Consider the following 22,431-nt stretch of genomic DNA (forward strand, 5'->3'; position numbering starts at 1 on the left):
TGATGGCTCTTCCCCTCTTTTTGACCGGGGGGCGCGGCATATCCACGCGGATCCCTTCAAAAAGACGCCGAGATGGTATAATCGCAGGCGCAACAAGAACATTTGAAACGAGACGACAGGCATGAACGTTTCCGCCAAGACAGAAGATTTTGCCGCCAAGGCGCCCATTCCCGATGGCGTCTATGCCGAGACGGTTTTGGCTGTCGAGCATTATACGGAGCATCTGTTCCGCTTCCGGATGACGCGTCCCGCCGGCTTTCGATTCCGCTCGGGCGAGTTCGCCATGATCGGCCTGATGGTTGGCGAAAAGCCGATCTATCGCGCCTATTCGATTGCCAGCCCCGCATGGGATGAAGAGCTGGAATTCTTCTCCATCAAGGTCCCGGATGGTCCACTGACCTCGCATCTTCAGAAGATCAAGCCGGGCGACACGGTGCTCATGCGCAAGAAGCCGACGGGCACTCTGGTGCTGGATGCGCTCACGCCCGGCAAGCGTCTCTACATGTTCTCGACCGGCACCGGCATCGCTCCCTTCGCCAGCCTGATCCGTGATCCGGAAACCTACGAGAAGTTCGAGGAAGTCATCCTCACCCATACCTGCCGCGAGGTTGCCGAGCTGAAATACGGCTTTGACCTGATGGATGAGATCCGCAACCATGAATTTCTGGCCGAGATCGTTGGCGACAAGCTGAAGCATTATCCCACCGTGACGCGGGAGGATTATCCCTTCCAGGGTCGCATCACCGATCTCCTCGAGACCGGCAAGATCTTCACCGACCTCGGCGTACCGCCGCTGGATCCGGCTGTCGATCGCGGCATGATCTGCGGCTCGACCGCCATGTTGAAGGACACCAAGGAATTGCTGGAGAAAGCCGGCCTGACCGAAGGTGCCAATAACAAGCCGGCCGAATTCGTCATCGAACGCGCTTTTGTCGGCTGATACAAAAGATCGGTGAGCGGAACCGATATTCGGTGCGGGACTTGAAATTTCGACGCCGAACATGAAGGTCTGGCCATGCGCCGGACCTTTTTTATTGAGCCCTGGCGCGCATCAGTCGCGCCGGATGCTTGCCAGGAGATCCCACAGATCCGCGCCGGTATCGAAGACTATGGCATTCGCCTTGTATTCCAGGCTTGCGCTGATCAGGTCCGTCATGTCCCGGCCGAAACCGGCGCCCGGCAGACTGGCGTCAGACAAGGGTTCTGGAGAGATGGGCCCCGCATCGACGGGCTTTGCGTGAACGCTGGCCGTCACGCCACCACTGGCCGGACCGGTCGAGGGCAGGGCGGTGAATTGGGTGGAGAGGCGCAAAGCGCCGGCTGTGCCGGCGTTTGCGATATTGCTTGCCGTTGCTGCGATGCGCGTCGCCTGTGCCTGCATGCCTGACAGTGCGGTCGTCGTAACAGCGCTGATGCTCATCGTTTCCACCTCTCCAGGCAAATCTGCCTGATGCGCACTATAGGGAAGGCGCGCAGCCTGTCGCGCCGCATCGCGCCTTACTCTTGATGGAGGGTAAAGGGCGAGAAGATTGCATGCGCGCGGTTAACCGGATCGCAATGCCCTGTTCCAGAAGTATCCACTGGCTGATGGCATGAAAAAACCCCCTCGCAAGGAAGCAAGGGGGTTCTGCAGGATCAATCCGCTGCAGCATTCGCGCCTGCGGGCCTATTCGGCCGCTTCCGCATAATCCTCCATGGGAGGGCAGGTGCAGACAAGATTGCGGTCGCCATAGACATTGTCGATGCGGTTGACCGGCGACCAGTATTTGTCGACGCGGAAGGAGCCCGGCGGGAAACATGCCTGCTCGCGGGAATAGGGGCGGTTCCATTCGCCGACCAGATCCTCCACTGTGTGGGGAGCATGCTTGAGCGGGTTGTTTTCCCGATCCATTTTGCCCTCCTCGATCTGCCGTGCCTCGTCGCGAATGGCGAGCATGGCATCGCAGAACCGGTCGATCTCGGCCTTGGTTTCCGATTCCGTCGGCTCGATCATCAGCGTGCCGGCCACCGGCCAGCTCATGGTCGGCGCATGGAAGCCGCAATCGATGAGGCGCTTGGCGATATCGTCCACGGAGACGCCGGCCGACGCATTGAGCGGGCGCGTATCGATGATGCATTCATGCGCCACGCGTCCGGCTGCCGACTTATAGAGCACATCATAGGCACCGGCGAGCCGGGCGGCGATATAGTTGGCATTGAGGATTGCCACCTTGGTCGCCTGTGTCAGACCCTCGCCGCCCATCATCAGGCAGTAGGACCACGAGATCGGCAGGATGGACGGCGAACCGAAAGGCGCCGCCGAAACCGCGCCCTCGCGTCCCTCCCATTCGGGATGGCCGGGCAGATAGGGAGCCAGATGGGCTTTCACGCCGATCGGACCCATGCCGGGACCGCCGCCGCCATGCGGAATGCAGAAGGTCTTGTGCAGGTTGAGATGGCTGACATCCGAGCCGATATCGCCCGGCCGCGACAGGCCGACCATGGCGTTCATGTTCGCGCCGTCGAGATAGACCTGGCCGCCATGGCGATGGGTGATCTCGCAGATTTCCCGCACCGTCTCCTCGAACACGCCATGCGTCGACGGATAGGTGATCATGCAGGCCGAGAGATTGGCGGCATGCTGTTCGGCCTTGGCGCGGAAATCGTCAAGGTCGACATCGCCATTCTCCCTCGCCTTGACCGGCACGACCTTCATGCCGACCATCTGCGCGGAGGCCGGATTGGTGCCATGTGCCGAGGTCGGAATGAGGCAGACGTCGCGATGCGTATCGCCGCGGGCAATGTGATAGTTGCGGATCGTCAGCAGGCCTGCATATTCGCCTTGCGCACCCGAATTCGGCTGCATCGAAAATGCGTCATAGCCGGTGATCTGGCAGAGCTTTGCCGACAGATCCTCGATCATTTCCTTGTAGCCCGCGGCCTGATCGACAGGCGCGAAGGGGTGCATGTCGGAAAATTCGGGCCAGGTGATCGGCAGCATTTCCGCCGTGGCATTGAGCTTCATCGTGCAGGACCCCAGCGGGATCATCGCGCGGTCAAGCGCGAGATCGCGATCCGAGAGCCGGCGGATATAGCGGGTCATCTCGCTTTCCGCCCGGTTCATATGGAAGATGGGATGCGTCATATAGGCGCTCTTGCGCAGGAGCTCGGTCGGCAGGCGGTAGTCGGCCTCGAAATCGGAGACCTTGAAATTGCCGCCAAAGGCGCGCCACACGGCTTCCAGCGTGACCGGCCGGGTCCGCTCGTCCAGCGCCATGCCGATCTTCGTCGTCCCCACCTTGCGAAGATTCACGCCCTCCGCCACGGCCGCCCGCAGGATCAGGCCCTGCATATGGCCGACCTCGACGGTGATCGTGTCGAAGAAGGTTTCCGGCTCAACGGTATAGCCAAGCTTTTCCAGCCCCTTGGCCATCAGGACCGCCTTGCGGTGCACCTGCTGGGCGATCGCCTTGAGGCCCTCCGGCCCATGGAAGACGCCGTACATGGAGGCCATGACCGCCAGCAGAACCTGCGCCGTGCAGATGTTCGATGTCGCCTTTTCGCGGCGGATATGCTGTTCGCGCGTCTGCAGCGACAAACGATAGGCGCGGTTGCCACGCGCATCCACCGAAACGCCGACGAGACGGCCCGGCATGGAGCGTTTATGCGCATCCTTGACGGCCATGAAGGCCGCATGCGGACCACCATAGCCCATGGGAACGCCGAAGCGCTGCGAGGAGCCGATGGCAATATCGGCGCCCATTTCGCCCGGCGACTTCAGAAGCGTCAGGGCCAGAAGATCCGATGCCATGGCCGCGACGGCACCGGTCTGGTGCAGGCGGGCGATCAGCCCGGAAAAGTCATGGGCGTGCCCGTGCGTGCCCGGATATTGGAAGATGGCGCCGAACACGTCGACGGGATCGAGATCGGTAAACGGGTTGCCGACCACCACGGTCCAGCCGAGCGGCGCCGCGCGGGTCTCGATCAGCGCGATGGTCTGCGGATGGCAGGCGGAATCCACGAAGAAGGCGGTGGCCTTCGACTTGGCCTGGCGCTGGCAGAGCGCCATGGCTTCTGCCGCCGCCGTCGCCTCATCGAGAAGCGAGGCATTGGCGACGTCAAGCCCGGTGAGATCGCAGATCATCGTCTGGAAGTTCAGAAGCGCTTCCAGCCGGCCCTGGCTGATTTCCGGCTGATAGGGCGTATAGGCCGTGTACCAGGCGGGATTTTCCAGAATGTTGCGCTGGATGACCGGCGGCGTGATGGTCCCGTAATAGCCCTGGCCGATCAGCGAGGTGAGCGGCTGGTTCTTGTTGGCGGTTTCGCGCAGCCGATCCAGCGCCTCGCGCTCCGTCAGCGCCGCGCCCCAGGCCAGCGGCTCGCGCTGGCGGATAGAGGCGGGCACCGTGGCATCGATGAGGGCATCGAGCGAGGAATAGCCGATGACCTTCAGCATCTCTGCCATTTCGGACGGCGAGGGACCGATATGACGCCGGTTGGCGAAGTCATAGGGCTGGTAGTCGGTGAAATGAAAATCGCGAGTGTCAGACATTATCCGATCAACTCCTTGTAGGCGGCCTCATCCATGAGATTGTCGGCATCGGCCACATTGTTGAGCTTCAGCTTGAAGAACCAGCCCTTGCCCTGCGGATCGGAATTGACCAGCGACGGATCGGCGGTGATCGCCTCGTTGATTTCGACGATCTCGCCAGCCAGCGGACAATAGACGTCGGAGGCCGCCTTCACGCTTTCCACCGTTGCAGCTTCGCCGTCCTTGTCGAAACTCGCGCCGACCTCCGGCAGTTCGACGAAAACGAGATCGCCCAGCTGGTCGGCCGCATGGCTCGTAATGCCAACGGTTGCGACATCGCCTTCAAGCTTCAGCCATTCGTGTTCCGCAGTGAATTTCAGCATGATATGGGACCTCTCTGAAGGAAATTCGGTAGTCTTGTTGAGCAGGAAGCAAGCCGCGGCAGGACCCTTCCGGGTCGTCACCGCTTGTATGTCGGCGTGATGAAGGGCAAAGCGGCAACCGTCACCGGTAGATACTTGCCGCGAACTTCGGCGAAAATCTGCCGGCCGGTCTCGCAATAGGCCACCGGCACGTAACCCATGGCAACGGGCGCTTCGACTGACGGCCCGAAGGTGCCGGACGTGACCTCGCCCAGTTCCTCGCGGCCCTCGGCATCGGCGAAAAGCTTTGCATGCGCACGCACCGGTGCCTTGCCCTCCGGCCGCAGACCGACCCGACGCCTTGCCGGACCATCGGCAAGCTCGGCGAGAATGCGCTCGGCACCCGAAAAGCCGCCCGCGCGCTCGCCGCCCGCGCGACGGACCTTCTGGATCGCCCATTCCAGCGACGCCTCGATCGGGCTCGTCGTCTCGTCAATATCATTGCCATAGAGGCACAGTCCGGCTTCCAGGCGAAGCGAATCGCGGGCGCCAAGGCCGATCGCCTCGCAGTCTTGATGATCCAGCAAGGCCCTGGCCAGCGCCTCGGCCTGATGGGAGGGTGCGGAGATCTCGAAACCGTCTTCACCGGAATAGCCGGAGCGGGAAACGATGCAGGCCGCGCCGGCAAGCGTCACGTCGCGCACATCCATGAACTTCATCGCGGCAATCTCGGGAGCAAGCGAGGCCAGCACCGCCTCGGCCGCGGGACCCTGAAGCGCGATCAGCGCCCGATCTTCGAGAAGCGTCACCGCACAGCCGGCAAGGTTGGCCTGCATATGGGCAAGATCGGCGCTTTTGCAGGCGGCGTTGACGACGACGAGAAGATGATCGCCGCGATTGGTGATCATCAGATCGTCCAGGATGCCGCCGGTCTCATTGGTGAAGAAGCCGTAGCGCTGGCGGCCTTCCCGCAGACCGAGAATATCGACCGGCACCAGCTTTTCCAGCGCCAGAGCGGCATCGGCATAGGAGCCCGATGCGGCCTTCACGATGACCTGGCCCATATGCGACACATCGAACAGGCCGGCCTTGGTTCTGGTCTGCAAATGCTCCTTCAGAACGCCGGCGGGATATTGCACCGGCATGTCATAGCCTGCAAAGGGCACCATCCGCGCGCCGAGCGCCAGGTGAAGCGCATGAAGAGGCGTGGTGGAAAGGGGAGTGGCAGAGAGTGGGCCTTGATCGGTCAAGAAACGCCTCCAGGTCATGTGCGCACCTCGAAGGTCGCACGGGCTCAGTGTCTGGCGCGGCTGCGCCTTCGGTGTGAGCCCCCTCTGTCCTTCGCGCCTGAGATTGTTATCCCTTCGGCGAGCCCCCCGCAATTCAAGGGCTTCTCTCCAGAGTCCTGTCGTCCCGCTGGTCCTTTTGCCTGAGAGTTTCCGGGGCGGTTGCTCCTTCGGCGCCGCATCGAAGCGGTTTCTCCCAGCGGGTCGCGCTCATTATGGGAGAGGCCCCCGGCTTGGCAAGAGGCAAAAACCGCCACGGACACGAATTCCACCGCTCCTCGTCTAGGCCCTGGACGATTTTGCGGGCCGGGAGAGGGCTCGTCGAGCGGGCCCAGGGAGCAGCTCAGCGACGCTTGGGGGGCGCGACATTCCTGCCTTTGCATGCGCGATTTTTTTGTCCTAAGGGTGTCTCGTCTCAAGGGGATGACGATGCGGATCACGATTCGAAGATGGGAGATTTTGCTGCGGCTTTTATGCGCCGCCGTCTTCCTGTCGCTCGGTCTTGCCCATCATGCGCCGCCGCTCGCCGCGGCCATCACGCAGGATGCGGATTACGCCCTGCCGGATGGCAGCTTCGCAACCCTCTGCACGCAGGCGGGGGAGGATGACAGGCCGCTGAAGGGCGTCCTGTGCGAGGTCTGCCTGCTTTGCGCTTCCGCCATGCTGCCGGCGCCAGCAACGCAGGCGAGCCTGGCCTGCCATGCTTCGAGCCTTCTCAATGCCTTACCGGAGATCGCCGCGGTCATCGGCGGATCGTCCATACCCGCGCCCCGCTGCCGCGCGCCCCCTGTTGCGGCCTGATCCGACTTTTCAATCGACAGTAAACCAGGATCAGAGCGGCTGGAGGCCGTGCGCCTCGCCGCGGAGGACAGACAATGAAATCGCAGACAATGAACCTACAGACAATGACACCAAAGACGACGACACCAAAGACGATGACACTGATGAAGCGGGCCCTGGCGCTCGGCACGGCAGTGCTTGGCATGGCCGGCAGCGCATCGGCGCATGTCACCCTTGCCAATGGTCCGGCCAAGCCGGAGAGCTATGTGGTCATTCAGCTGCAGGTGCCGCATGGTTGCGCCGGCAAGCCCACCAATGAGGTTCGGGTGAGCCTTCCCGACGGCTTCTATGGCGCAAAGCCCCAGCCGAAGGCCGGCTGGGAGATCGAGATCGTCAAGGGGGATTATGCCAAGCCCTATGACAATCACGGCAAGTCGGTCGCTTCCGGCCCCATCGAGATCCGGTGGAAGAACGGCAATCTGCCGGATGACAATTACGATGTGTTCCAGATCCAGGGCAAATTGTCCGGCGTGGCGGCGGGCACCGCCCTGCCGTTCAAGACCGTGCAATATTGTGGAACCGAGACCGAGCGGTGGGATGAGGTTGCTGCACCGGGCGCCGATCCGCATGCACTGAAGGATCCGGCACCGGTTCTGATGATCGCCGCAGGTGACACGGCCGAAAGCGACCCGCATGCGGGCATGGATCATTCGGCCCATGCCGGCATGGATCACGGTGCGGCGACGGACAAGGCCGCTCCCGCTGCTGAGGCCGGCTCGGCCATGGCAGTGACGCAGCTCGGCGCGCTCAGCCTGTCGGCCGGCTATCTCAAGGCCATGCTGCCGGGGCAGCCGGTGGGCGGCGGCTATGTGACGATCACCAATAGCGGCAAGGAGGCGGATCGCCTCGTCGCCGCATCCTCTCCGCGTGCCGGCGAGGTGCAACTGCACGAAATGGCGATGAATGGCGACGTCATGGTCATGCGCCAGCTGGACAAGGGGATTGAAATCCCCGCCGGCGCCACGGTCGAACTGAAGCCGGGCAGCCTGCACATGATGTTCATGAAGGTGAAGGATGCTTTCCAGCAGGGGCAGACCGTTCCCGTCACCTTCAGCTTCGAAAAAGCCGGCCAGGTCGAGGTCGATCTTCCAGTCTCAGCCGCAGGGCCGGCACGCAAGTAGCATAAGGAGCGCGCGGCGGGGTCATGCCTGCCGCGCGCTCAAATCTCGCGATAGGCGTCTTCCGCCTGCCTTGGCGTCATATGCTGCTGCTGGGTCGCTCCATTGCGGCTGTCACTCACATCGAGCGCCAGGGCAACGGCCGGGATCAGGCCCGCGACATCGGCCGCATCGGCTCCCGCCTTGCGAATCTCGTTCTTCTCGGCTTCGATGCGCGCATCCTTGACCTGGTCGGCCGTCGAGACGCGGCGGGCCGGTTTGGCCGCTTCCATCGCATAGGCGGCCGTGAAAGCCGATACCGACAGCACCTGGGTCATGACATCTCTCTTCTCCTTCGATAAGACAGGATAGAGGCCGGCGTCTTGGGCGCGGCTTAAGTCAATCGCTCGAATGCGACACAACTCTGCTTTTTTCAGTGCCGGGTCAGATCATGGTAAACATTCTTCTCGTGGCGGCCGGAGGGGCAATCGGCTCCGTCTTCCGCTATCTGACCGGAATTTTGATGACGCGGCTCCTGGGTCTGTCCTTTCCCTGGGGCACGCTGACGGTGAATATCCTCGGATCCTTCGCCATCGGCTTCCTGAGCGAACTGATTGCGCGCAAGCTGAACGCCTCGATGGAGATGCGCCTTTTCATCGTCGTCGGCGTACTGGGCGGGTTCACCACGTTCTCCTCCTTCTCGTTGGATACGGTGGCACTGATCGAGCGCGGTGCCGCGACGGCCGCATTCGCCTATATTGCGACAAGCGTTATCCTGTCGCTTCTGGCAACATTCGCCGGTCTGGGTGTCGGCCGCGCCATGCTATAGCGCGGTTCCGTCGGGTTGGCAGGCCGTTCGGGGCGCATTTCTGCTTTCCCTTTGCCGGCAAAATCATCTAAAGGCTGGGCCCAAGGCCGCCAGACGGCCAATCCAGAACGAAAGAGATCTTATGGCAGGCATCGAGCATATTCGCGTCGAGGCGGATGAAGCCGGCATGCGCCTCGACCGCTGGTTCAAGGTGCACTATCCGGGCCTCGGTTTCGGACCCTTGCAGAAACTGCTGCGCTCCGGCCAGGTGCGTGTCGATGGCGGACGGGTGAAATCCGATGCGCGGGTTCAGCCGGGCCAGGTCGTGCGCGTTCCGCCCCTCGATGTGGATGCCAAGAAAACCGGGCCGATTGCCGGGCGCGATCTGAAACATTCCGGCGATTTCGAACTTCTGTCGCGGATGATCCTGCATGAGGACGACAAGGTGATCGTCCTCAACAAGCCGGCGGGCCTTGCGGTGCAAGGCGGTTCCGGCGTGACACGGCATATCGACCAGATGCTGGATGCCTTCGTCAGTCCGAAAGGCGAGAAGCCGAGGCTCGTGAAACATCGCATTTCGACTTCGCGCGGATGATCCTGCATGAGGACGACAAGGTGATCGTCCTCAACAAGGCGGGCCTTGCGGTGCAAGGCGGTTCCGGCGTGACACGGCATATCGACCAGATGCTGGATGCCTTCGTCAGTCCGAAAGGCGAGAAGCCGAGGCTCGTGCATCGCATCGACCGCGACACGTCCGGCGTCCTCGTCATCGCCCGCACGCGCGGCGCTGCGCAGAAATTGACGGCCGCCTTCCGCGAACGCGACACGAAGAAGACCTATTGGTCGCTGGTGCGCGGCGTGCCTCGCAAGCATGAGGACAAGCTCTCCACCTGGCTGGTGAAGGAGCAGACGCCCGACGGCGATCGCATGCGGATCGCAAAGCATGGCGAGGAGGGCGCCGATCACGCCGTGTCCTATTACCGCGTCCTCGAGACGGCGGCCCAGCGCCTGGCCTGGCTGGAAATGGAGCCCTATACCGGGCGGACCCATCAGCTGCGTGTGCATGCCCTGCATCTCGGCCATCCGATCATCGGCGATCCGAAATATTTCATCGACGACCCGAACTGGGATTTTCCGGGCGGCATCCAGAAGCGTCTGCATCTTCACGCGCGCCATATCGATATCCCGCACCCCTCCGGCGGACGCCTGCGCGTGACCGCGCCTTTGCCGCCGCACATGGTGCAGAGCTGGAACCTGCTCGGTTTCGATCAGAGCCTGGGCGAGGGGGATGATGCATGAAACTGGTTCTTTTCGACTGCGATGGCACGCTGGTCGATAGTGCGGCCCTGATCCACGAAACCATGTGCCGGACCTTCGCCCATTTCGGCTACCGCACGCCGCAGATCGAGGAGACCAAGTCGATCATTGGCCTGACGCTCGACATCGCCATTGCGCGGCTGCAGGGCAAGCCGCATGCGGATGACGAGGCCGTGCGGATGATGGCCTATTACAAGTCGCTGTTTGCAACGGTGCGCACCGACATGAATTTCCGCGAGCCGCTGTTTAACGGCATCCGGGACGTAATCGAGACGATCGGGCCACGAGACGATATCATTGTCGGTGCGGTGACCGGCAAGTCTCGCCGCGGGCTTGATCTGGTGCTGAAGACCCATGACTTCGGCCAATGGTTCGTCGTGGCGCGCACGGCCGATGATTGCCCGTCCAAGCCGCACCCCGCAATGGTCAGCGAATGCTGCGAGGAGATGGGCATCGGTCCGAAACAGACCCTTGTCATTGGCGATGCGATTTACGATATGCAGATGGCCAAGGCAGCCGGCGCGACCGCCCTTGGCGTGTCCTGGGGTTACGCCTCCGTTGCGCAGTTGCAAGATGCAGGCGCCGACGCGATCGTCGATCATCCCCGCGCCCTTTTGAGCCATATTCTGCAAGGATAATCTTGATCTCATGCGAGACCTGTTCGATCTGCCCCAGGGCCTGAGCCATCCCGATCCGACGCGCCGGGCGCAGATACAGATGCACAAGCCGCTGCCCAAGCGCTTCTATACCCATGTCACGCTTCGCGCGCTGGACGAGGGGCATGCCATCCATCTCGACGGCAAACCGGTGAAGACGCCGGCCAAGAACGCCCTTGTCGTTCCGACGTCGCAGCTTGGCGCGATCCTCGTCGACGAATGGGCCGCGCAGGCGGAGGTGATCGACCCGCTGACCATGCCGGTGACGCGCCTCGTCAACACGGCGCTGGATGGCGTCGCCAATGATCCGCAGTCTGTCTTCGACGACATTGTTCGCTTCTCGGGAAGCGACATGCTCTGCTACCGCGCCGAAACTCCGGCCGAACTTGTGGCCAGGCAGGCACAGATGTGGGATCCCGTGCTCGACTGGGCGGCGGAGGCCTTGGGCGCCCGCTTCATCCTGATCGAGGGCGTCATGCCGCAGGAACAGCCTGCCGAGGCCGTCGCGGCGCTGGCTGAAGCTTTGAAGTCCTACGCGACGCCGCTGGAACTTGCGGCCCTGCACATGATCACCACCCTGTCCGGCTCGGCCCTCCTGACCCTTGCCTTTGCAAAAGGATTCCTGTCGGCCGACGAGGTCTGGCACCTGGCGCATCTGGAAGAAGACTGGACGAACGAACACTGGGGAACGGATCTGGAGGCGGAGGCGCGCCGGCAGAAGCGGCTGCTGGAACTGCAGGCTGCCGTCGCGGTCTTCTCGGCGCTTCGCCCGGCGCGCTGAAGCTGCGGTTAAGGACGCCCGCCCGCCGGAGAATTAACGCAGCGTCGTGTGCGCTGGGGCCGATCTTAACGCTATTCTAACGCTGTTTTCGGATCATCGGGACAATCCTGTCCAGGTGCTCCATGTCGCTCTTGCTCGTCCGATCGACCATCCTTGTCCTGAGCCTCATGCTGCTGAGCAGCTTCCGCATGGCCGCAGGGGATCGCCCGGCAGAGCCTCTGCTTTATGATGTGCGGGGTGCTCTCGTCACGGCACGGGCCGACGTGTCGGCGGGCCTGATCGGCCGGACCGACCGACTGGTGGACGAAGCGATCAGGGCGACCTTCCGCCAAAATCTCCTGCTGCGCGCCATTCTGACAGTGCGCATTCTCAAGACCCGGCAGGTTCCCCTGGTGATCGGCGGCCGGTTCGAAGCCGAGATCTTCGTCAAGGCGACCGCCGTCGGCAATGGAGAGCCGCTGGCCGCCGGCACTTTCACGGTGTCGAGTTTTGCTTTCAGCGGGCAGCATGCCGATCAGCGGCTGGCCGAGCGGATTGCCGAAAGGGTCGCGCGGGAGTTCCGGCTGGACACGACATCCTCATCCACTCTCGCCAGCGCCCTGTTTCCCTGATCCCTCAACGGCAGGGGCTGGCCTCACGACGAAAGCCGGAGGCCATGGATTTTGAGGAGGATGCCCGGCATTGCGAGGACAGGCATCCGGCAGCTTCCTTGTCGATCCTCAGCCGGCGAGTTTGAGGCCGATGATTCCCGCAAGGATCAGGCCGAGACAAGCCAGGCGCAGCGGATGTACGGGATCGCCGAAAAGCACCATTCCGAGGATGACGGCGCCAACCGTGCCGATCCCCGTCCACACGGCATAGGCGGTTCCGACCGGCAGATCGCGCACCGCGATACCGAGCAGGGCGATGCTGGCCGCCATGACGGTGATGGTGAGGATGGTGGGAAGCGGCCGGGTAAAGCCTTCGGTATATTTGAGGCCGATGGCCCAGCCCGTTTCGAGAAGTCCCGCGACGATAAGATAAAACCAGGGCATGAACATGTGCTCCGTCTCGATGGAGCAGGGTCGTCCCCGCCGAAGGATTGCTCCGGATTGCATTTCTCCGGCGCCCGCGGTCGTCCGCGTGCCCCTGATGTGGGACATCGGCTCCCGCCTTCAAGATGAGCCGGAGCGAAAAATTTTGGGCGGCGCAAGGCAGGCGCCGCCGGCTCGGGCTTGAAGGGAGCGCCTGTCGTCAGCCGCCGCCAGCCGCCGCCAGAAACCGTCATCAGCCGCTGGGCATTACCCGCTTGCATCCCCGGCCGGCTGCGTGGCCGTGCTCATGCCGACCCTGATGGCAAAGTGTCCACCGGTCCCTAGGCGAGCCGTTCCGCGTGGTAGCGGAGATGGTCGTCCATGAAGGTCGAGATGAAGTAATAGGAGTGATCGTAGCGCTCCTGCATGCGCAAGGTCAGCTTGATCTGCGTATCCTTGACCGCCTCCTCGAACAGCCAGGGCCGCAGGCCCTTGTCGAGGAAACCGTCCGCCGTTCCCTGGTCGATCAGGAATTCCGGGAAGCGGGCACCATCTTCCACCAGCGCGCAGGCGTCATAGGCACGCCAGGCGCTGCGGTCCGGCCCCAGATATTTCTCGAAGGCCGGCTCCGACCAGTCGGCCGTCATCGGCGCCACGATCGGGGCGAAGGCGGAGCAGCTGCGGAACCGCTCGGGGTTCTTCAGTGCGATCGTCATCGCGCCATGACCGCCCATGGAGTGGCCGAATATGCCCTGGCGGTCCATGTCGACCCGGAATTGCTGCGCCACGAGCTCCGGCAGTTCCTCCGTGACATAGCGATACATCTGATAATGTTCGGCCCATGGGGCCTGCGTCGCATCGAGATAGAAGCCGGCGCCTTTGCCCATCTGCCAATTGGTCTTCTCGTCCGGCACATCGTCGCCGCGCGGGCTCACATCCGGGCAGACGATGATCAGGCCAAGCTCTGCGGCGAGCCGGCGATATTCGCCCTTTTCCATCACATTGGCATGGCTGCAGGTCAGGCCGGACAGATACCACAGGACCGGCCGCTTTTCGTGGATCGCCTGCGGCGGCACGAAGACGGCGAATGTCATCTCGCAATGGCAGGCCTGCGAATCGTGCTGGAAGACACCCTGCATGCCGCCGAAGGCGGTGTTCTGCGACAGGATTTTCATGGTGGAAGGTCCTCTTCTGGTGATCAGCTGCCGAGCGAAATGACCGCATTGACGGCGGCAGCGACAAGAACGGTATTGAAGAAAAACGACAGGAGGCTGTGCAGCAGGTTGATCCGCCGGAGCGCCGTTGCGGTGATCGTGACGTCGGAGGTCTGTGCCGTCATGCCGATGATGAAGGAGAAATAGAGGAAATCATAGCCGCAGGGTTCGGGCGTTTCCGGAAAGCTCAGGCCGCCCTGCAGATGCAGGCCCCCCGTCTCATCCGCCACGTGGCGCCAATAATGATGGGCATAATGCATGGCGAACATCATGTGGATGGTGAGAAAGCCGCCGATCACCGAAACAAAGGCGAGGGCGACCTCGAACAGGCTGCGCTGATTGGCCCTGTTGATGGCGTTGAACAGGGCGCCGATCGCCACCACCACGGCCAGCACCGTGACCGCCAGGATGGAATAGGCCGGCGCATCGTCGCGCTCCCGGCTCGTCTTCAGCCGATCCGCTGTCAGGTGAGGCATGCGCAAGGCGACAATGGAGAGGTAGACGAGGAAAAACAGGATGGCGGCAATTTCAACGGCAAAGCGCGGCGTGACCGCGAGCAGAAGGGGAAGGGCGAGAATTGCCGCCAGGCCGGCGGCGTAGAAAGGGCTTTGCCGCCGATGACGAAAGCGGCCGAGGACATTGGTCATGGACGTGGGTCCGGGCTTGCCGCGCCGGAGACGGATCTGGCCCGGCGGCAGAGGCGATCGAGCGTGGAGAGGAAGCTTGACCTGTCGCGGGCCGTGAAGGCGGCATTGTAACCCTTGCTTTCGCCGGTCTCGCGCAGATGGGCGCCGAGATCGCGCATGGCGCTTGCCATGCCGATATTGGTTTCGTCGAAGACGCGGCCGGAAGGACCGGTGACGAGCGCACCGGCGGCCACGCAGCGCGATGCAAGCGGCACGTCTGCGGTGACGACGATATCGCCCGCGCCTGCGCGTTCGGCAATCCAGTCGTCGGCGGCGTCGAAGGCGCCGGAGACGATGACGTTGATCACCATGGGGTCACGGCTTGGCCGCAGGCCGGAATTGGCAACCAAGGTCACGGCAATGCCGTGGCGTTCGGCAACCTTCAGGATCTCGGCCTTGACCGGGCAGGCATCGGCATCGACATAGATCATCGCGTCACCAGTCCAGATTGACGATATCGCCGTTGAAACAGGCGGGATCCAGAACGAAATCGACCCGGGACGGCAGGTAACGGCGCAGGCTGGCAAGCGGCGGCAGCGGATCGCCGTTCCCCCAAGCCTCGATCGTCTCTTTCTCGAGGATCACGGAAATCTCCTCACCTTGCGTCAGGACCTTCGCCTCGCCGCAATTGAAGCCCGCGAGAATGAGGTGGTAGAGAAGCAGGCCGGCGCTCCAGATCGACAGCTCGCCATGCAGCATCGGGTAACGCAGCGCCGGCACCGTGATGGCGAGGATGGACCGCTCGGGCAGAAGATCGTGCAGCCGGCGCAGGAAACGCTGCGGATCGCGCTCGCGATGCAGGACATGGGCGGCAATGATGCAATCGAAGCTGACCGGCAGAAGCGCTGAATGGATCGTGCCCCGCCGGATGGACAGCGCCTGCGGTGCACCGTCGGCCTCCGCCTCTTCCGGGAGGACGGTGGTTACCGCGCGGCCGGCTGCCAGCATGGCAGCGGCACGCTCCTGCCAGCCTGGACCCAGGTCGAGAACCGTCTCAAACTCGAATCTGTCGAAGAGCTTCGCCAGTGCGAGCGCCGCCGGCAGGCCATAGGTTACCGGCAGGCGATCGCTGGCCGGCGGCGGTGCCTCGCCCTTCTGCTGTTTGAGCAACGACAGACGTGACCGCAGCATCTTGTTCTCGGCCTGCAGTGGCTGCAAGACGTCGCGCATCATTGCCTGCAGGCGGGCGATCTGTTCCTGCTGGGCGGCAACCAGGGGTTCGGCATGGACCGGCCAGCTGCGATCGCCGGTCGAAGCTTGCGGCGAGCGGTCATGCGGCGGGAAGTTCAGCACCGGAGGCGGGCTGCCGATCGCCGGATCGGCAACCACATTCATGGTCCCGCCGACGCCTTGTCCCGCCAGATCGCCGCGCGCAGAATGGGCCTGACCGCAGAAGACGAAGGAAAAATCCGCATCCTGAGCCGCTCCGTCCGCCGCCGCGACTTCGATCAGAGCATGCAGCCCGTCATAGGAGCGCAGCACGGCGGAGAGGGAGGAGCCGTGCCGATCGCCGATCAACTGCACGTCGCCGCGCCTGACGATGTGCAGCGGCGGCTGGAAGACCACCAGATAGTGCCCGCAGGATTTTCTGGAGACGTGAAAGCCATGGCCCTGCGCGGTGCTTCCATCTCCCCTGACCGACCCTGATACGATGCGCTCCGACATGACGGCTCCTGTTGCGCGCCGCCTGAACGACGCCATCTGCTGCCCTGACGTTTGGCGCCTGCGCTACCTCCCGCACTTTAGAGCGCGGGCGCCAGCGCAGAGCCTTGTCAGTAGAGGACGACGCTGCGAATGCTCTCGCCGCCATGCATGAGCTCGAAGCCCTTGTTGATGTCCTCGAGCGGCATGGTGTGCGTGATCATCGGGTCGATCTCGATCTTGCCTTCCATATACCAGTCGACGATCTTCGGCACATCCGTGCGGCCGCGTGCGCCGCCGAAGGCCGTGCCCATCCAGCTGCGCCCCGTGACGAGCTGGAAGGGGCGGGTGGAGATTTCCTGGCCGGCGCCGGCCACGCCGATCACCACCGATTTGCCCCAGCCGCGATGCGAGGCTTCCAGAGCCTGGCGCATGACCTTGGTATTGCCCGTGCAGTCGAACGTGTAATCGGCGCCGCCGATCTGGTCGGCACCGCGCTTGGTCATGTTGACGAGATAGGGCACGATATCGTCTCCGACCTCTTTCGGATTGACGAAATGCGTCATGCCGAAGCGCTCGCCCCATTCCTTCTTGTCATTGTTGAGATCGACACCGATGATCATGTCGGCCCCGGCCAGCCGCAGGCCCTGGATGACGTTGAGGCCGATGCCGCCGAGGCCGAACACGATCGCAGTCGATCCTATCTCCACCTTGGCGGTATTGATCACCGCGCCGATGCCCGTGGTGACCCCGCAGCCGATATAGCAGATCTTGTCGAACGGCGCGTCGGGATTGACCTTGGCCACCGCGATCTCCGGCAGGACCGTGTAATTGGCGAAGGTCGAGCAGCCCATATAGTGATGGATCTTGTCCTTGCCGATGGAGAAACGCGAGGTTCCGTCCGGCATCACGCCCTGGCCTTGCGTCGAGCGGATGGCGGTGCACAGATTGGTCTTGCGCGACAGGCAGGAGGGGCATTCGCGGCATTCGGGCGTGTAGAGCGGAATGACGTGGTCGCCCTTCTTCACGGAGGTGACGCCCGGGCCGACGTCGACGACGATGCCGGCGCCTTCATGCCCGAGGATGGCTGGAAACAGGCCTTCCGGATCGGCGCCGGACAGGGTGAAATCGTCCGTGTGACAGATGCCGGTGGCCTTGACCTCCACCAGAACTTCGCCGGCCTTCGGCCCTTCGAGCTGTACGGTCATGATCTCAAGCGGTTTGCCGGCTTGAACGGCGACAGCAGCGCGGACATCCATGGAATTTCTCCCTCAGTTCAGTGATTCCGGCACCGGTTGTGGCATGCGCTGCAGCCTGTCTCAAGTGACGAACGCATCACGTTGCGTCATGCCGGCGTTTCAACCAGCCTGTTCTGCCTTTGCTCGCGCCAGATGATGAAGAGGCCGGAAGCCACTATAATCGAAATGCCCAGCCATTTCGAGGGCGTCGGGAAATCGGCGAACAGCAGGTAGCCGAGAATGGTGGCAGAGATGATTTCGAAATACTGGAACGGCGCCAGAAGCGAGACCGATGCCATGCGGAAGGCCTTCACGACCAGGAGATGGACGTAGCCCGACAGGGAGCCGAGGATGAGGAGCAGCACCAGGCCGAGGCTCGATCCCGGCAGCGACATCTCAAAATCGGCAGTGCCGAGACGGCTTCCGGCCACCAGCACCACGCCCATCAACAGCGTGCCGCCGATGCCGGACATCATCTGCATGGTCAACGGCGAATCGCCGTCGCCGAGCGCGCGGTTGAGAAACAGGTAGAGCGTGAAGAGCAGGGCGCAGGCGATCGGCAGGAGCGAGGTCCAGCCGAAGATCTCGAAGCTGGGCTGGATGACGATCATGGCGCCGCCGAAGCCGACCAGGATGGCCAGCCAGCGTCGCCAGCCGACCTTTTCGCCGAGGAAGAGCGCGGACATGATGGTCAGCATGAAGGGCTCGACGAAATAGATCGCGAAGACATCCGCCAGCGGCATGTATTTCACAGCCGTGAAGAACATCAGGCTGGCGGCGGCATGCAGCGCGCCGCGCAGCATGTTCATCCACGGGCGCCGGACCTTGTCAAAGGATCCGACCGTCCAGAAGAACAGAGGCGCCAGCACGACGAGCTGGACGAAGAATCGATAGAAGGTGACCTGGCCGGGCGACATGGTCTCGAAGGTCGCCATGTATTTGGCGATCGCATCCATCATCGGCAGGACGATCATGCATGACGCCATCATCGCCATGCCTTTGACGGATGTTTCGGCAGAGGGGGCGACGATGGTCATGATGCGATTCCTGTGGCACCTGCGGCGCCCCTATCAATCACGGCGGGCCGGCCATCGACAAGGCGTCGCGGCCTTTGCCGGTACGCCCGCATGCCGAATACTGACAAAAGGATGCCGAAGGGAATGGCGAAGGAAATGGCGGACGTGTGAGCGCGGAACCGATCTAGGACGTGCCGTCGCTGACCGTCGGACCGAAGACCTCTTCGAAAGCCTGGCGCAGCCTGATGTCGACATCGGTCATCATGACCGGCAGGCCGAGATCCATCAGGCTGGTGACGCCATAGGCCGAGATGCCGCAGGGGACGATGCCGGTAAAATGGCTAAGATCGGGATCGACGTTCAGCGAAAGACCGTGGAAGCTCACCCAGCGGCGCAGGCGGATCCCCAGCGCCGCGATCTTGTCCTCCGCCATCGTGCCATCCGGCAGGTGCGGCCTGTCCGGCCGCCGGACCCAGACGCCGACGCGATCCTCGCGCCGCTCGCCGCGCACGTTCATGGCGCCAAGACAGCGGATGATGACTTCCTCAAGGGCAGCGACATAGGCGCGGACATCCTGCCGCCGGCGCTTCAGATCCAGCATGACATAGGCCACGCGCTGTCCCGGCCCATGATAGGTATATTCGCCGCCGCGGCCGGTGGCGTAGACGGGAAACCGGTCCGGTTCGATCAGGTCGGCCGAATCGGCACTGGTTCCGGCCGTATAGAGCGGCGGATGCTCCAGCAGCCAGACCAGTTCATCGGCCGTGCCATCGGCAATCTTCGCCACCTCCGCATCCATCACCGCCATGGCCTCGTCATAGGGGATGAGGGAATCGGAAATGCGCCAGCGCACCGCAGGCGAGCCGATGGAGGCGAACATGGTGTGATCAAGGTCGGTGCGGGTCAGCATGGGGTCTACTCTTCGGTCATGGGCAAGGCATCTATCCACAGGCGCAGCACCTGCAAATCAAGACTTTCCCTATATAGGACTTCCTCGCGAAATTTTATCTTTCAAAAAACTGTCACGGCGCACTTGCGCGGGGGAAATCCCTTTGCTAGATGCTCCCTCGCCGACGCAAGACGGCCTACCACGATGCGGTCGTGGCGGAATTGGTAGACGCGCAGCGTTGAGGTCGCTGTGGGGCAACCCGTGGAAGTTCGAGTCTTCTCGACCGCACCAAGAACCCGGCCTCGTGCCGGGTTTTTTGTTGTCTCAACGTTATTTTCCAAGGATTTAGGGTCCCCAGGCTCAGCCTCTGCATCTTGCAGATGGGTCCGCTGAAGCGCGTGATTTCCAACCCTGGATGGCCGGCTGGCATCCGCCTGGTGATCCGTCGTCGACACCATGGAGCGGCACAGCGGGCGACATCAGTGAGGAACAGCCGGGAGCGACGTCGAGGCAATGGAGGGAGCGATCCGGCGCTCCCTCAAACCCTGGCGCCTGCCGGCGCGAGCGGCGGGGGTCGCGCCGGGCAAAGCACATCTTGCCGCGGCCACAGCGTGGTCAAAGCCTCTCGCAGCTCACCCTAACCGGCATCACCCTTGCTCGCAGATCGCCCTTACGGCTGTTGCCGCTTCCTCTGGTGCAGATACATCGGCCCGCCGGCATGCGCCGGAAAGCCGTAGCCATTGATCATCACCAGATCGATATCGCTCTCGCGCGCCGCAATGCCCTCCTCGATCAAAGCCTGTCCTTCTGCCGTCATGGCGGCAAGCAGGCGGTCCAGGATCTCGTCGGCACTGAAGGATCGCGCCGCAATCGCCTTGGCCGCGCGGCTTTCGGCGATGATCGCGGTGACATCCGGATCCACCTGGCGTTTCCCATCGATATAGAGATACCAGCCACGCCCGGTCTTCTGGCCGAGCCGGCCGGCCTCGCAGAGACGATCGGCGATATCGACATAGCGCGCGGCGGGGTCGCGGGTCGCCGCCTCGCGCTTCCGGCGGGCCCAGGCGATGTCGAGCCCGGTCATGTCGTTGACGGCGAAAAGGCCCATGGGGAAGCCGAAGCCTTCCAGCGCGGCATCGATCTCGTGGGGCAGGGCACCGTCCTCGATCAGGAATTCCGCCTCGCGCCGATAGGCCGAAAAGATCCGGTTGCCGATAAAGCCCTTGGTCACGCCGGTGACGATGGCGAGCTTCTTCAGTCGCTTCGCAAAGGCAAGCCCGGTTGCCAGCACATCCGGCGCGGTTTCCCGGCATCGCACCACTTCCAGCAGCCGCATGACATGAGCCGGCGAGAAGAAATGCAGGCCCATGACGCGGTCCGGCCGCGCGGTTGCTGCGGCAATCTCATCCGGATCCAGATAGCTGGTATTGGTCGCCAGAATGGCATCCGGGCGCAGCACATGATCGAGCCGGCGGAAGAGGTCCACCTTGACCTGCAACTCGTCGAACACCGCTTCGATGACAAGATCGCAGTCGCAAAGCGCAGAATCCTCGGCGCTGGTGGAGAGACGGTCGCGCTGCGCGTCGCGCGCTTGCGGCGACAGGCGACCGCTTTTCACGGACCGCTCCAGAAGCGCCAGAATGCGCTCGCGACCATTTGCCGCCGCCTCCGTGGTCTGCTCCAGCCCCACGACCCGATAGCCCGCCGCAAGGGCGGCCGCGGCAATGCCGCTGCCCATCAGGCCGAGGCCGACAATCCCGATCGCCTGGAGCGGACGGGGAGCGACGCCGTCGAGATCGGCGACCTTGCCGGCCTCGCGTTCGGCGAAGAAGACATGCCGCAGCGCCTTGCTCTGGTCACCGTCGCGCAGCCGCAGGAAGGTGGCGCGCTCTTGCGCCAGGGCGTCCTCAAGCGGCTGCGTGCAGGCCAGCCGCACAAGATTGACGATCTCGGCCGGCGCGATCTGTCCGCGGGCCTTGCGCGTCATCGCATCGGCGGCGGCGGCATAGGCCGTTTCGTTGATTGCGGGCGCGGGAAGGCGGCCCGTGCGCCGCAGCGGGCCCGGCGCGAGTTGACGGGCGAGCGCTATCGCCGCGCTGACGAGATCATCAGCGATGACTGCGTCCAGTATGCCGAGCGTCTGGGCCTCCGCCGCCTCCAGCCGGCGGCCGGAGGCGATCACCTCCAGCGCCGCAATGGCGCCAATGAGACGCGGCAGACGCTGGGTGCCGCCGGCACCGGGCACCAGGCCAAGCTTGACCTCCGGGAGGGCGATGCCGACAGAGGGCAAAGCGATGCGTGCGTGGCAGGCAAGGGCCAACTCCAGTCCGCCGCCCAGCGCAGCACCGTTCAGGGCCGCAATGACAGGCTTCTGCGCATTTTCCACCGCATCGATAAGGGCCGGCAAAGACGGCTCGACCGGCGCCTGGCCGAATTCGCGGATATCGGCACCGCCGACGAATGTCTGTCCGGTGGCTGACAACACCATCCCGGCGATATCTGTGCCCGACGCGGTATGTGACAGCGCCGCCATCAGTCCCTGACGGACATGCGCCGACAAGGCGTTGACCGGCGGGTTGTCGATGGTCACGACCAGAATGCCGTCCCGTTCTTCTCCCGAGACGCTCGGGGAAAATGCAATCGAGCTCATGGGCACATCCTATTCAGGAATGACGGCGATGGCCTGGATCTCGATCTTGGCCCGATCTTCCACAAGGGCGACCACCTGCATCGCCGCCATAGCGGGATAATGGCGGCCGATGATGTCGCGATAGGCCGCGCCGAGGCCTTTCAGATTGGCAAGATATTCCACCTTGTCGACGAAATACCAGGTCATGTTGGTGATATGCTCGGGACGCCCGCCCGCCTCGGCGAGGACCGCCACGACATTCTGCAGGGTCTGCCGCACCTGGTCGATGAAATCGTCGCTTTCGAACTGGCATTGTCCATTCCAGCCGATCTGGCCGCCGATATAGACCTGCCGGCCGGTGGCAGCGATGCCATTGGCGTAGCCGATGGGTTTGGCCCAGCCTTCCGGCTGCAGGATCGTGTGCATCTCTCAGTCTCCAAATTCCGAA

Annotated in this window: 22 protein-coding genes, 1 tRNA gene, 2 pseudogenes and 1 riboswitch; of the genes and pseudogenes, 10 read left to right on the forward strand and 15 right to left on the reverse strand. The window is 63.2% G+C overall.

Annotation, left to right across the window (positions count from 1 at the left end):
* Positions 1–121 precede the first annotated feature (121 nt).
* Positions 122–940: a ferredoxin--NADP reductase gene (locus tag QTJ18_RS12635; RefSeq protein WP_252754628.1), complete on the forward strand. Its 819-nt coding sequence runs from the start codon at positions 122–124 to the stop codon at positions 938–940.
* 111 nt (positions 941–1,051) lie between these two features.
* On the opposite strand, the gene QTJ18_RS12640 is transcribed toward QTJ18_RS12635, so the two are convergent.
* The 4 genes from QTJ18_RS12640 to gcvT form a co-directional block, all read right to left on the reverse strand.
* A complete protein-coding gene (locus tag QTJ18_RS12640) occupies positions 1,052–1,420 on the reverse strand; it encodes a flagellar basal body protein (RefSeq protein WP_252754627.1) in 369 nt (122 codons plus the stop codon).
* Between the two features lie 246 nt (positions 1,421–1,666).
* Complete coding sequence (gene gcvP / locus QTJ18_RS12645; RefSeq protein ID WP_252754626.1) at positions 1,667–4,531, reverse strand: aminomethyl-transferring glycine dehydrogenase; 2,865 nt, start codon at positions 4,529–4,531, stop codon at positions 1,667–1,669.
* On the reverse strand, positions 4,531–4,893 hold the full coding sequence (gcvH, locus tag QTJ18_RS12650) for a glycine cleavage system protein GcvH (RefSeq protein ID WP_252754625.1): 363 nt from the start codon (positions 4,891–4,893) through the stop codon (positions 4,531–4,533). Before gcvH ends, gcvP begins: the two co-directional genes overlap by 1 nt.
* Positions 4,894–4,970: 77 nt before the next feature.
* Positions 4,971–6,122, reverse strand: a complete 1,152-nt coding sequence (gene gcvT / locus QTJ18_RS12655) for a glycine cleavage system aminomethyltransferase GcvT (protein WP_489667254.1) — start codon at positions 6,120–6,122, stop codon at positions 4,971–4,973.
* Positions 6,123–6,279: 157 nt separating this feature from the next.
* A riboswitch (glycine riboswitch) is annotated at positions 6,280–6,367 on the reverse strand.
* Between the two features lie 220 nt (positions 6,368–6,587).
* Here gcvT and QTJ18_RS12660 point away from each other — a divergent pair.
* Both QTJ18_RS12660 and QTJ18_RS12665 read left to right on the forward strand, forming a co-directional pair.
* Positions 6,588–6,959: a hypothetical protein gene (locus QTJ18_RS12660; RefSeq protein ID WP_252754624.1), complete on the forward strand. Its 372-nt coding sequence runs from the start codon at positions 6,588–6,590 to the stop codon at positions 6,957–6,959.
* A gap of 143 nt (positions 6,960–7,102) precedes the next feature.
* Complete coding sequence (locus QTJ18_RS12665; protein ID WP_489667259.1) at positions 7,103–8,119, forward strand: copper chaperone PCu(A)C domain-containing protein; 1,017 nt, start codon at positions 7,103–7,105, stop codon at positions 8,117–8,119.
* Between the two features lie 38 nt (positions 8,120–8,157).
* Here the strand turns inward: QTJ18_RS12665 and QTJ18_RS12670 are convergent, their stop codons facing one another.
* Positions 8,158–8,433, reverse strand: a complete 276-nt coding sequence (locus QTJ18_RS12670; protein ID WP_252754622.1) for a hypothetical protein — start codon at positions 8,431–8,433, stop codon at positions 8,158–8,160.
* A 113-nt stretch (positions 8,434–8,546) separates the two neighbouring features.
* Between QTJ18_RS12670 and crcB the strand changes: the two genes are divergently transcribed.
* From crcB to QTJ18_RS12700, 6 genes and pseudogenes are all read left to right on the forward strand, one after another.
* A complete protein-coding gene (gene crcB, locus QTJ18_RS12675; RefSeq protein ID WP_252754621.1) occupies positions 8,547–8,924 on the forward strand; it encodes a fluoride efflux transporter CrcB in 378 nt (125 codons plus the stop codon).
* A gap of 121 nt (positions 8,925–9,045) precedes the next feature.
* Positions 9,046–9,369: pseudogene (locus QTJ18_RS12680) on the forward strand (RluA family pseudouridine synthase); the annotation flags it as partial.
* 119 nt (positions 9,370–9,488) lie between these two features.
* Positions 9,489–10,202: pseudogene (locus tag QTJ18_RS12685) on the forward strand (RluA family pseudouridine synthase); the annotation flags it as partial.
* A complete protein-coding gene (locus QTJ18_RS12690) occupies positions 10,199–10,858 on the forward strand; it encodes an HAD-IA family hydrolase (protein ID WP_252754619.1) in 660 nt (219 codons plus the stop codon). The pseudogene QTJ18_RS12685 and the gene QTJ18_RS12690, both read left to right, overlap by 4 nt.
* A 10-nt stretch (positions 10,859–10,868) precedes the next feature.
* A complete protein-coding gene (locus QTJ18_RS12695) occupies positions 10,869–11,657 on the forward strand; it encodes an ATP12 family chaperone protein (protein ID WP_252754618.1) in 789 nt (262 codons plus the stop codon).
* Between the two features lie 122 nt (positions 11,658–11,779).
* A complete protein-coding gene (locus QTJ18_RS12700) occupies positions 11,780–12,268 on the forward strand; it encodes a hypothetical protein (protein ID WP_252754617.1) in 489 nt (162 codons plus the stop codon).
* A gap of 108 nt (positions 12,269–12,376) precedes the next feature.
* Here the strand turns inward: QTJ18_RS12700 and sugE are convergent, their stop codons facing one another.
* From sugE to lipB, 8 genes are all read right to left on the reverse strand, one after another.
* Positions 12,377–12,691, reverse strand: a complete 315-nt coding sequence (gene sugE, locus QTJ18_RS12705; RefSeq protein WP_252754616.1) for a quaternary ammonium compound efflux SMR transporter SugE — start codon at positions 12,689–12,691, stop codon at positions 12,377–12,379.
* Between the two features lie 320 nt (positions 12,692–13,011).
* Complete coding sequence (gene fghA, locus QTJ18_RS12710) at positions 13,012–13,845, reverse strand: S-formylglutathione hydrolase (RefSeq protein ID WP_252754615.1); 834 nt, start codon at positions 13,843–13,845, stop codon at positions 13,012–13,014.
* Between the two features lie 23 nt (positions 13,846–13,868).
* On the reverse strand, positions 13,869–14,531 hold the full coding sequence (locus QTJ18_RS12715) for a DUF1345 domain-containing protein (RefSeq protein ID WP_252754614.1): 663 nt from the start codon (positions 14,529–14,531) through the stop codon (positions 13,869–13,871).
* Positions 14,528–15,001 (reverse strand): YaiI/YqxD family protein, encoded by a 474-nt coding sequence (locus tag QTJ18_RS12720; protein ID WP_252754613.1) that lies wholly within the window; start codon positions 14,999–15,001, stop codon positions 14,528–14,530. Before QTJ18_RS12720 ends, QTJ18_RS12715 begins: the two co-directional genes overlap by 4 nt.
* A gap of 4 nt (positions 15,002–15,005) precedes the next feature.
* The gene (locus QTJ18_RS12725) at positions 15,006–16,235 is read right to left on the reverse strand and encodes a methyltransferase domain-containing protein (RefSeq protein WP_252754612.1); all 1,230 of its coding nucleotides are present in this window, start codon (positions 16,233–16,235) and stop codon (positions 15,006–15,008) included.
* Positions 16,236–16,342: 107 nt separating this feature from the next.
* A complete protein-coding gene (locus tag QTJ18_RS12730; protein WP_252754611.1) occupies positions 16,343–17,470 on the reverse strand; it encodes an S-(hydroxymethyl)glutathione dehydrogenase/class III alcohol dehydrogenase in 1,128 nt (375 codons plus the stop codon).
* Positions 17,471–17,556: 86 nt separating this feature from the next.
* Positions 17,557–18,486 carry a DMT family transporter gene (locus QTJ18_RS12735; RefSeq protein WP_252754610.1) on the reverse strand — a complete coding sequence of 310 codons (930 nt, stop codon included), beginning with the start codon at positions 18,484–18,486 and terminating at the stop codon, positions 17,557–17,559.
* 163 nt (positions 18,487–18,649) lie between these two features.
* Positions 18,650–19,375: a lipoyl(octanoyl) transferase LipB gene (gene lipB / locus QTJ18_RS12740; RefSeq protein WP_252754609.1), complete on the reverse strand. Its 726-nt coding sequence runs from the start codon at positions 19,373–19,375 to the stop codon at positions 18,650–18,652.
* Positions 19,376–19,560: 185 nt separating this feature from the next.
* Here lipB and QTJ18_RS12745 point away from each other — a divergent pair.
* Positions 19,561–19,645 (forward strand) — tRNA-Leu (locus QTJ18_RS12745).
* A 379-nt stretch (positions 19,646–20,024) separates the two neighbouring features.
* Here QTJ18_RS12745 and QTJ18_RS12750 read toward each other — a convergent pair.
* Both QTJ18_RS12750 and QTJ18_RS12755 read right to left on the reverse strand, forming a co-directional pair.
* The gene (locus tag QTJ18_RS12750) at positions 20,025–22,004 is read right to left on the reverse strand and encodes a 3-hydroxyacyl-CoA dehydrogenase NAD-binding domain-containing protein (protein WP_252754608.1); all 1,980 of its coding nucleotides are present in this window, start codon (positions 22,002–22,004) and stop codon (positions 20,025–20,027) included.
* 9 nt (positions 22,005–22,013) lie between these two features.
* Complete coding sequence (locus QTJ18_RS12755) at positions 22,014–22,409, reverse strand: RidA family protein (RefSeq protein WP_252754607.1); 396 nt, start codon at positions 22,407–22,409, stop codon at positions 22,014–22,016.
* Positions 22,410–22,431 lie beyond the last annotated feature (22 nt).

It is taken from the genome of Rhizobium sp. SSA_523, assembly GCF_030435705.1.
Classification (GTDB): Bacteria; Pseudomonadota; Alphaproteobacteria; order Rhizobiales; family Rhizobiaceae; genus Neorhizobium.

Bases quoted from the DNA above. Each gene is read 5' to 3' on its own strand.
- QTJ18_RS12635 (WP_252754628.1), top strand. From the start codon at position 122: ATGAACGTTTCCGCCAAGACAGAAGATTTTGCCGCCAAGGCGCCCATT.
- QTJ18_RS12640 (WP_252754627.1), bottom strand. From the start codon at position 1,420: ATGAGCATCAGCGCTGTTACGACGACCGCACTGTCAGGCATGCAGGCA.
- gcvP (WP_252754626.1), bottom strand. From the start codon at position 4,531: ATGTCTGACACTCGCGATTTTCATTTCACCGACTACCAGCCCTATGAC.
- gcvH (WP_252754625.1), bottom strand. From the start codon at position 4,893: ATGCTGAAATTCACTGCGGAACACGAATGGCTGAAGCTTGAAGGCGAT.
- QTJ18_RS12660 (WP_252754624.1), top strand. From the start codon at position 6,588: ATGCGGATCACGATTCGAAGATGGGAGATTTTGCTGCGGCTTTTATGC.
- QTJ18_RS12665 (WP_489667259.1), top strand. From the start codon at position 7,103: ATGAAGCGGGCCCTGGCGCTCGGCACGGCAGTGCTTGGCATGGCCGGC.
- QTJ18_RS12670 (WP_252754622.1), bottom strand. From the start codon at position 8,433: ATGACCCAGGTGCTGTCGGTATCGGCTTTCACGGCCGCCTATGCGATG.
- crcB (WP_252754621.1), top strand. From the start codon at position 8,547: ATGGTAAACATTCTTCTCGTGGCGGCCGGAGGGGCAATCGGCTCCGTC.
- QTJ18_RS12690 (WP_252754619.1), top strand. From the start codon at position 10,199: ATGAAACTGGTTCTTTTCGACTGCGATGGCACGCTGGTCGATAGTGCG.
- QTJ18_RS12695 (WP_252754618.1), top strand. From the start codon at position 10,869: ATGCGAGACCTGTTCGATCTGCCCCAGGGCCTGAGCCATCCCGATCCG.
- QTJ18_RS12700 (WP_252754617.1), top strand. From the start codon at position 11,780: ATGTCGCTCTTGCTCGTCCGATCGACCATCCTTGTCCTGAGCCTCATG.
- sugE (WP_252754616.1), bottom strand. From the start codon at position 12,691: ATGCCCTGGTTTTATCTTATCGTCGCGGGACTTCTCGAAACGGGCTGG.
- fghA (WP_252754615.1), bottom strand. From the start codon at position 13,845: ATGAAAATCCTGTCGCAGAACACCGCCTTCGGCGGCATGCAGGGTGTC.
- QTJ18_RS12715 (WP_252754614.1), bottom strand. From the start codon at position 14,531: ATGACCAATGTCCTCGGCCGCTTTCGTCATCGGCGGCAAAGCCCTTTC.
- QTJ18_RS12720 (WP_252754613.1), bottom strand. From the start codon at position 15,001: ATGATCTATGTCGATGCCGATGCCTGCCCGGTCAAGGCCGAGATCCTG.
- QTJ18_RS12725 (WP_252754612.1), bottom strand. From the start codon at position 16,235: ATGTCGGAGCGCATCGTATCAGGGTCGGTCAGGGGAGATGGAAGCACC.
- QTJ18_RS12730 (WP_252754611.1), bottom strand. From the start codon at position 17,470: ATGGATGTCCGCGCTGCTGTCGCCGTTCAAGCCGGCAAACCGCTTGAG.
- QTJ18_RS12735 (WP_252754610.1), bottom strand. From the start codon at position 18,486: ATGACCATCGTCGCCCCCTCTGCCGAAACATCCGTCAAAGGCATGGCG.
- lipB (WP_252754609.1), bottom strand. From the start codon at position 19,375: ATGCTGACCCGCACCGACCTTGATCACACCATGTTCGCCTCCATCGGC.
- QTJ18_RS12750 (WP_252754608.1), bottom strand. From the start codon at position 22,004: ATGAGCTCGATTGCATTTTCCCCGAGCGTCTCGGGAGAAGAACGGGAC.
- QTJ18_RS12755 (WP_252754607.1), bottom strand. From the start codon at position 22,409: ATGCACACGATCCTGCAGCCGGAAGGCTGGGCCAAACCCATCGGCTAC.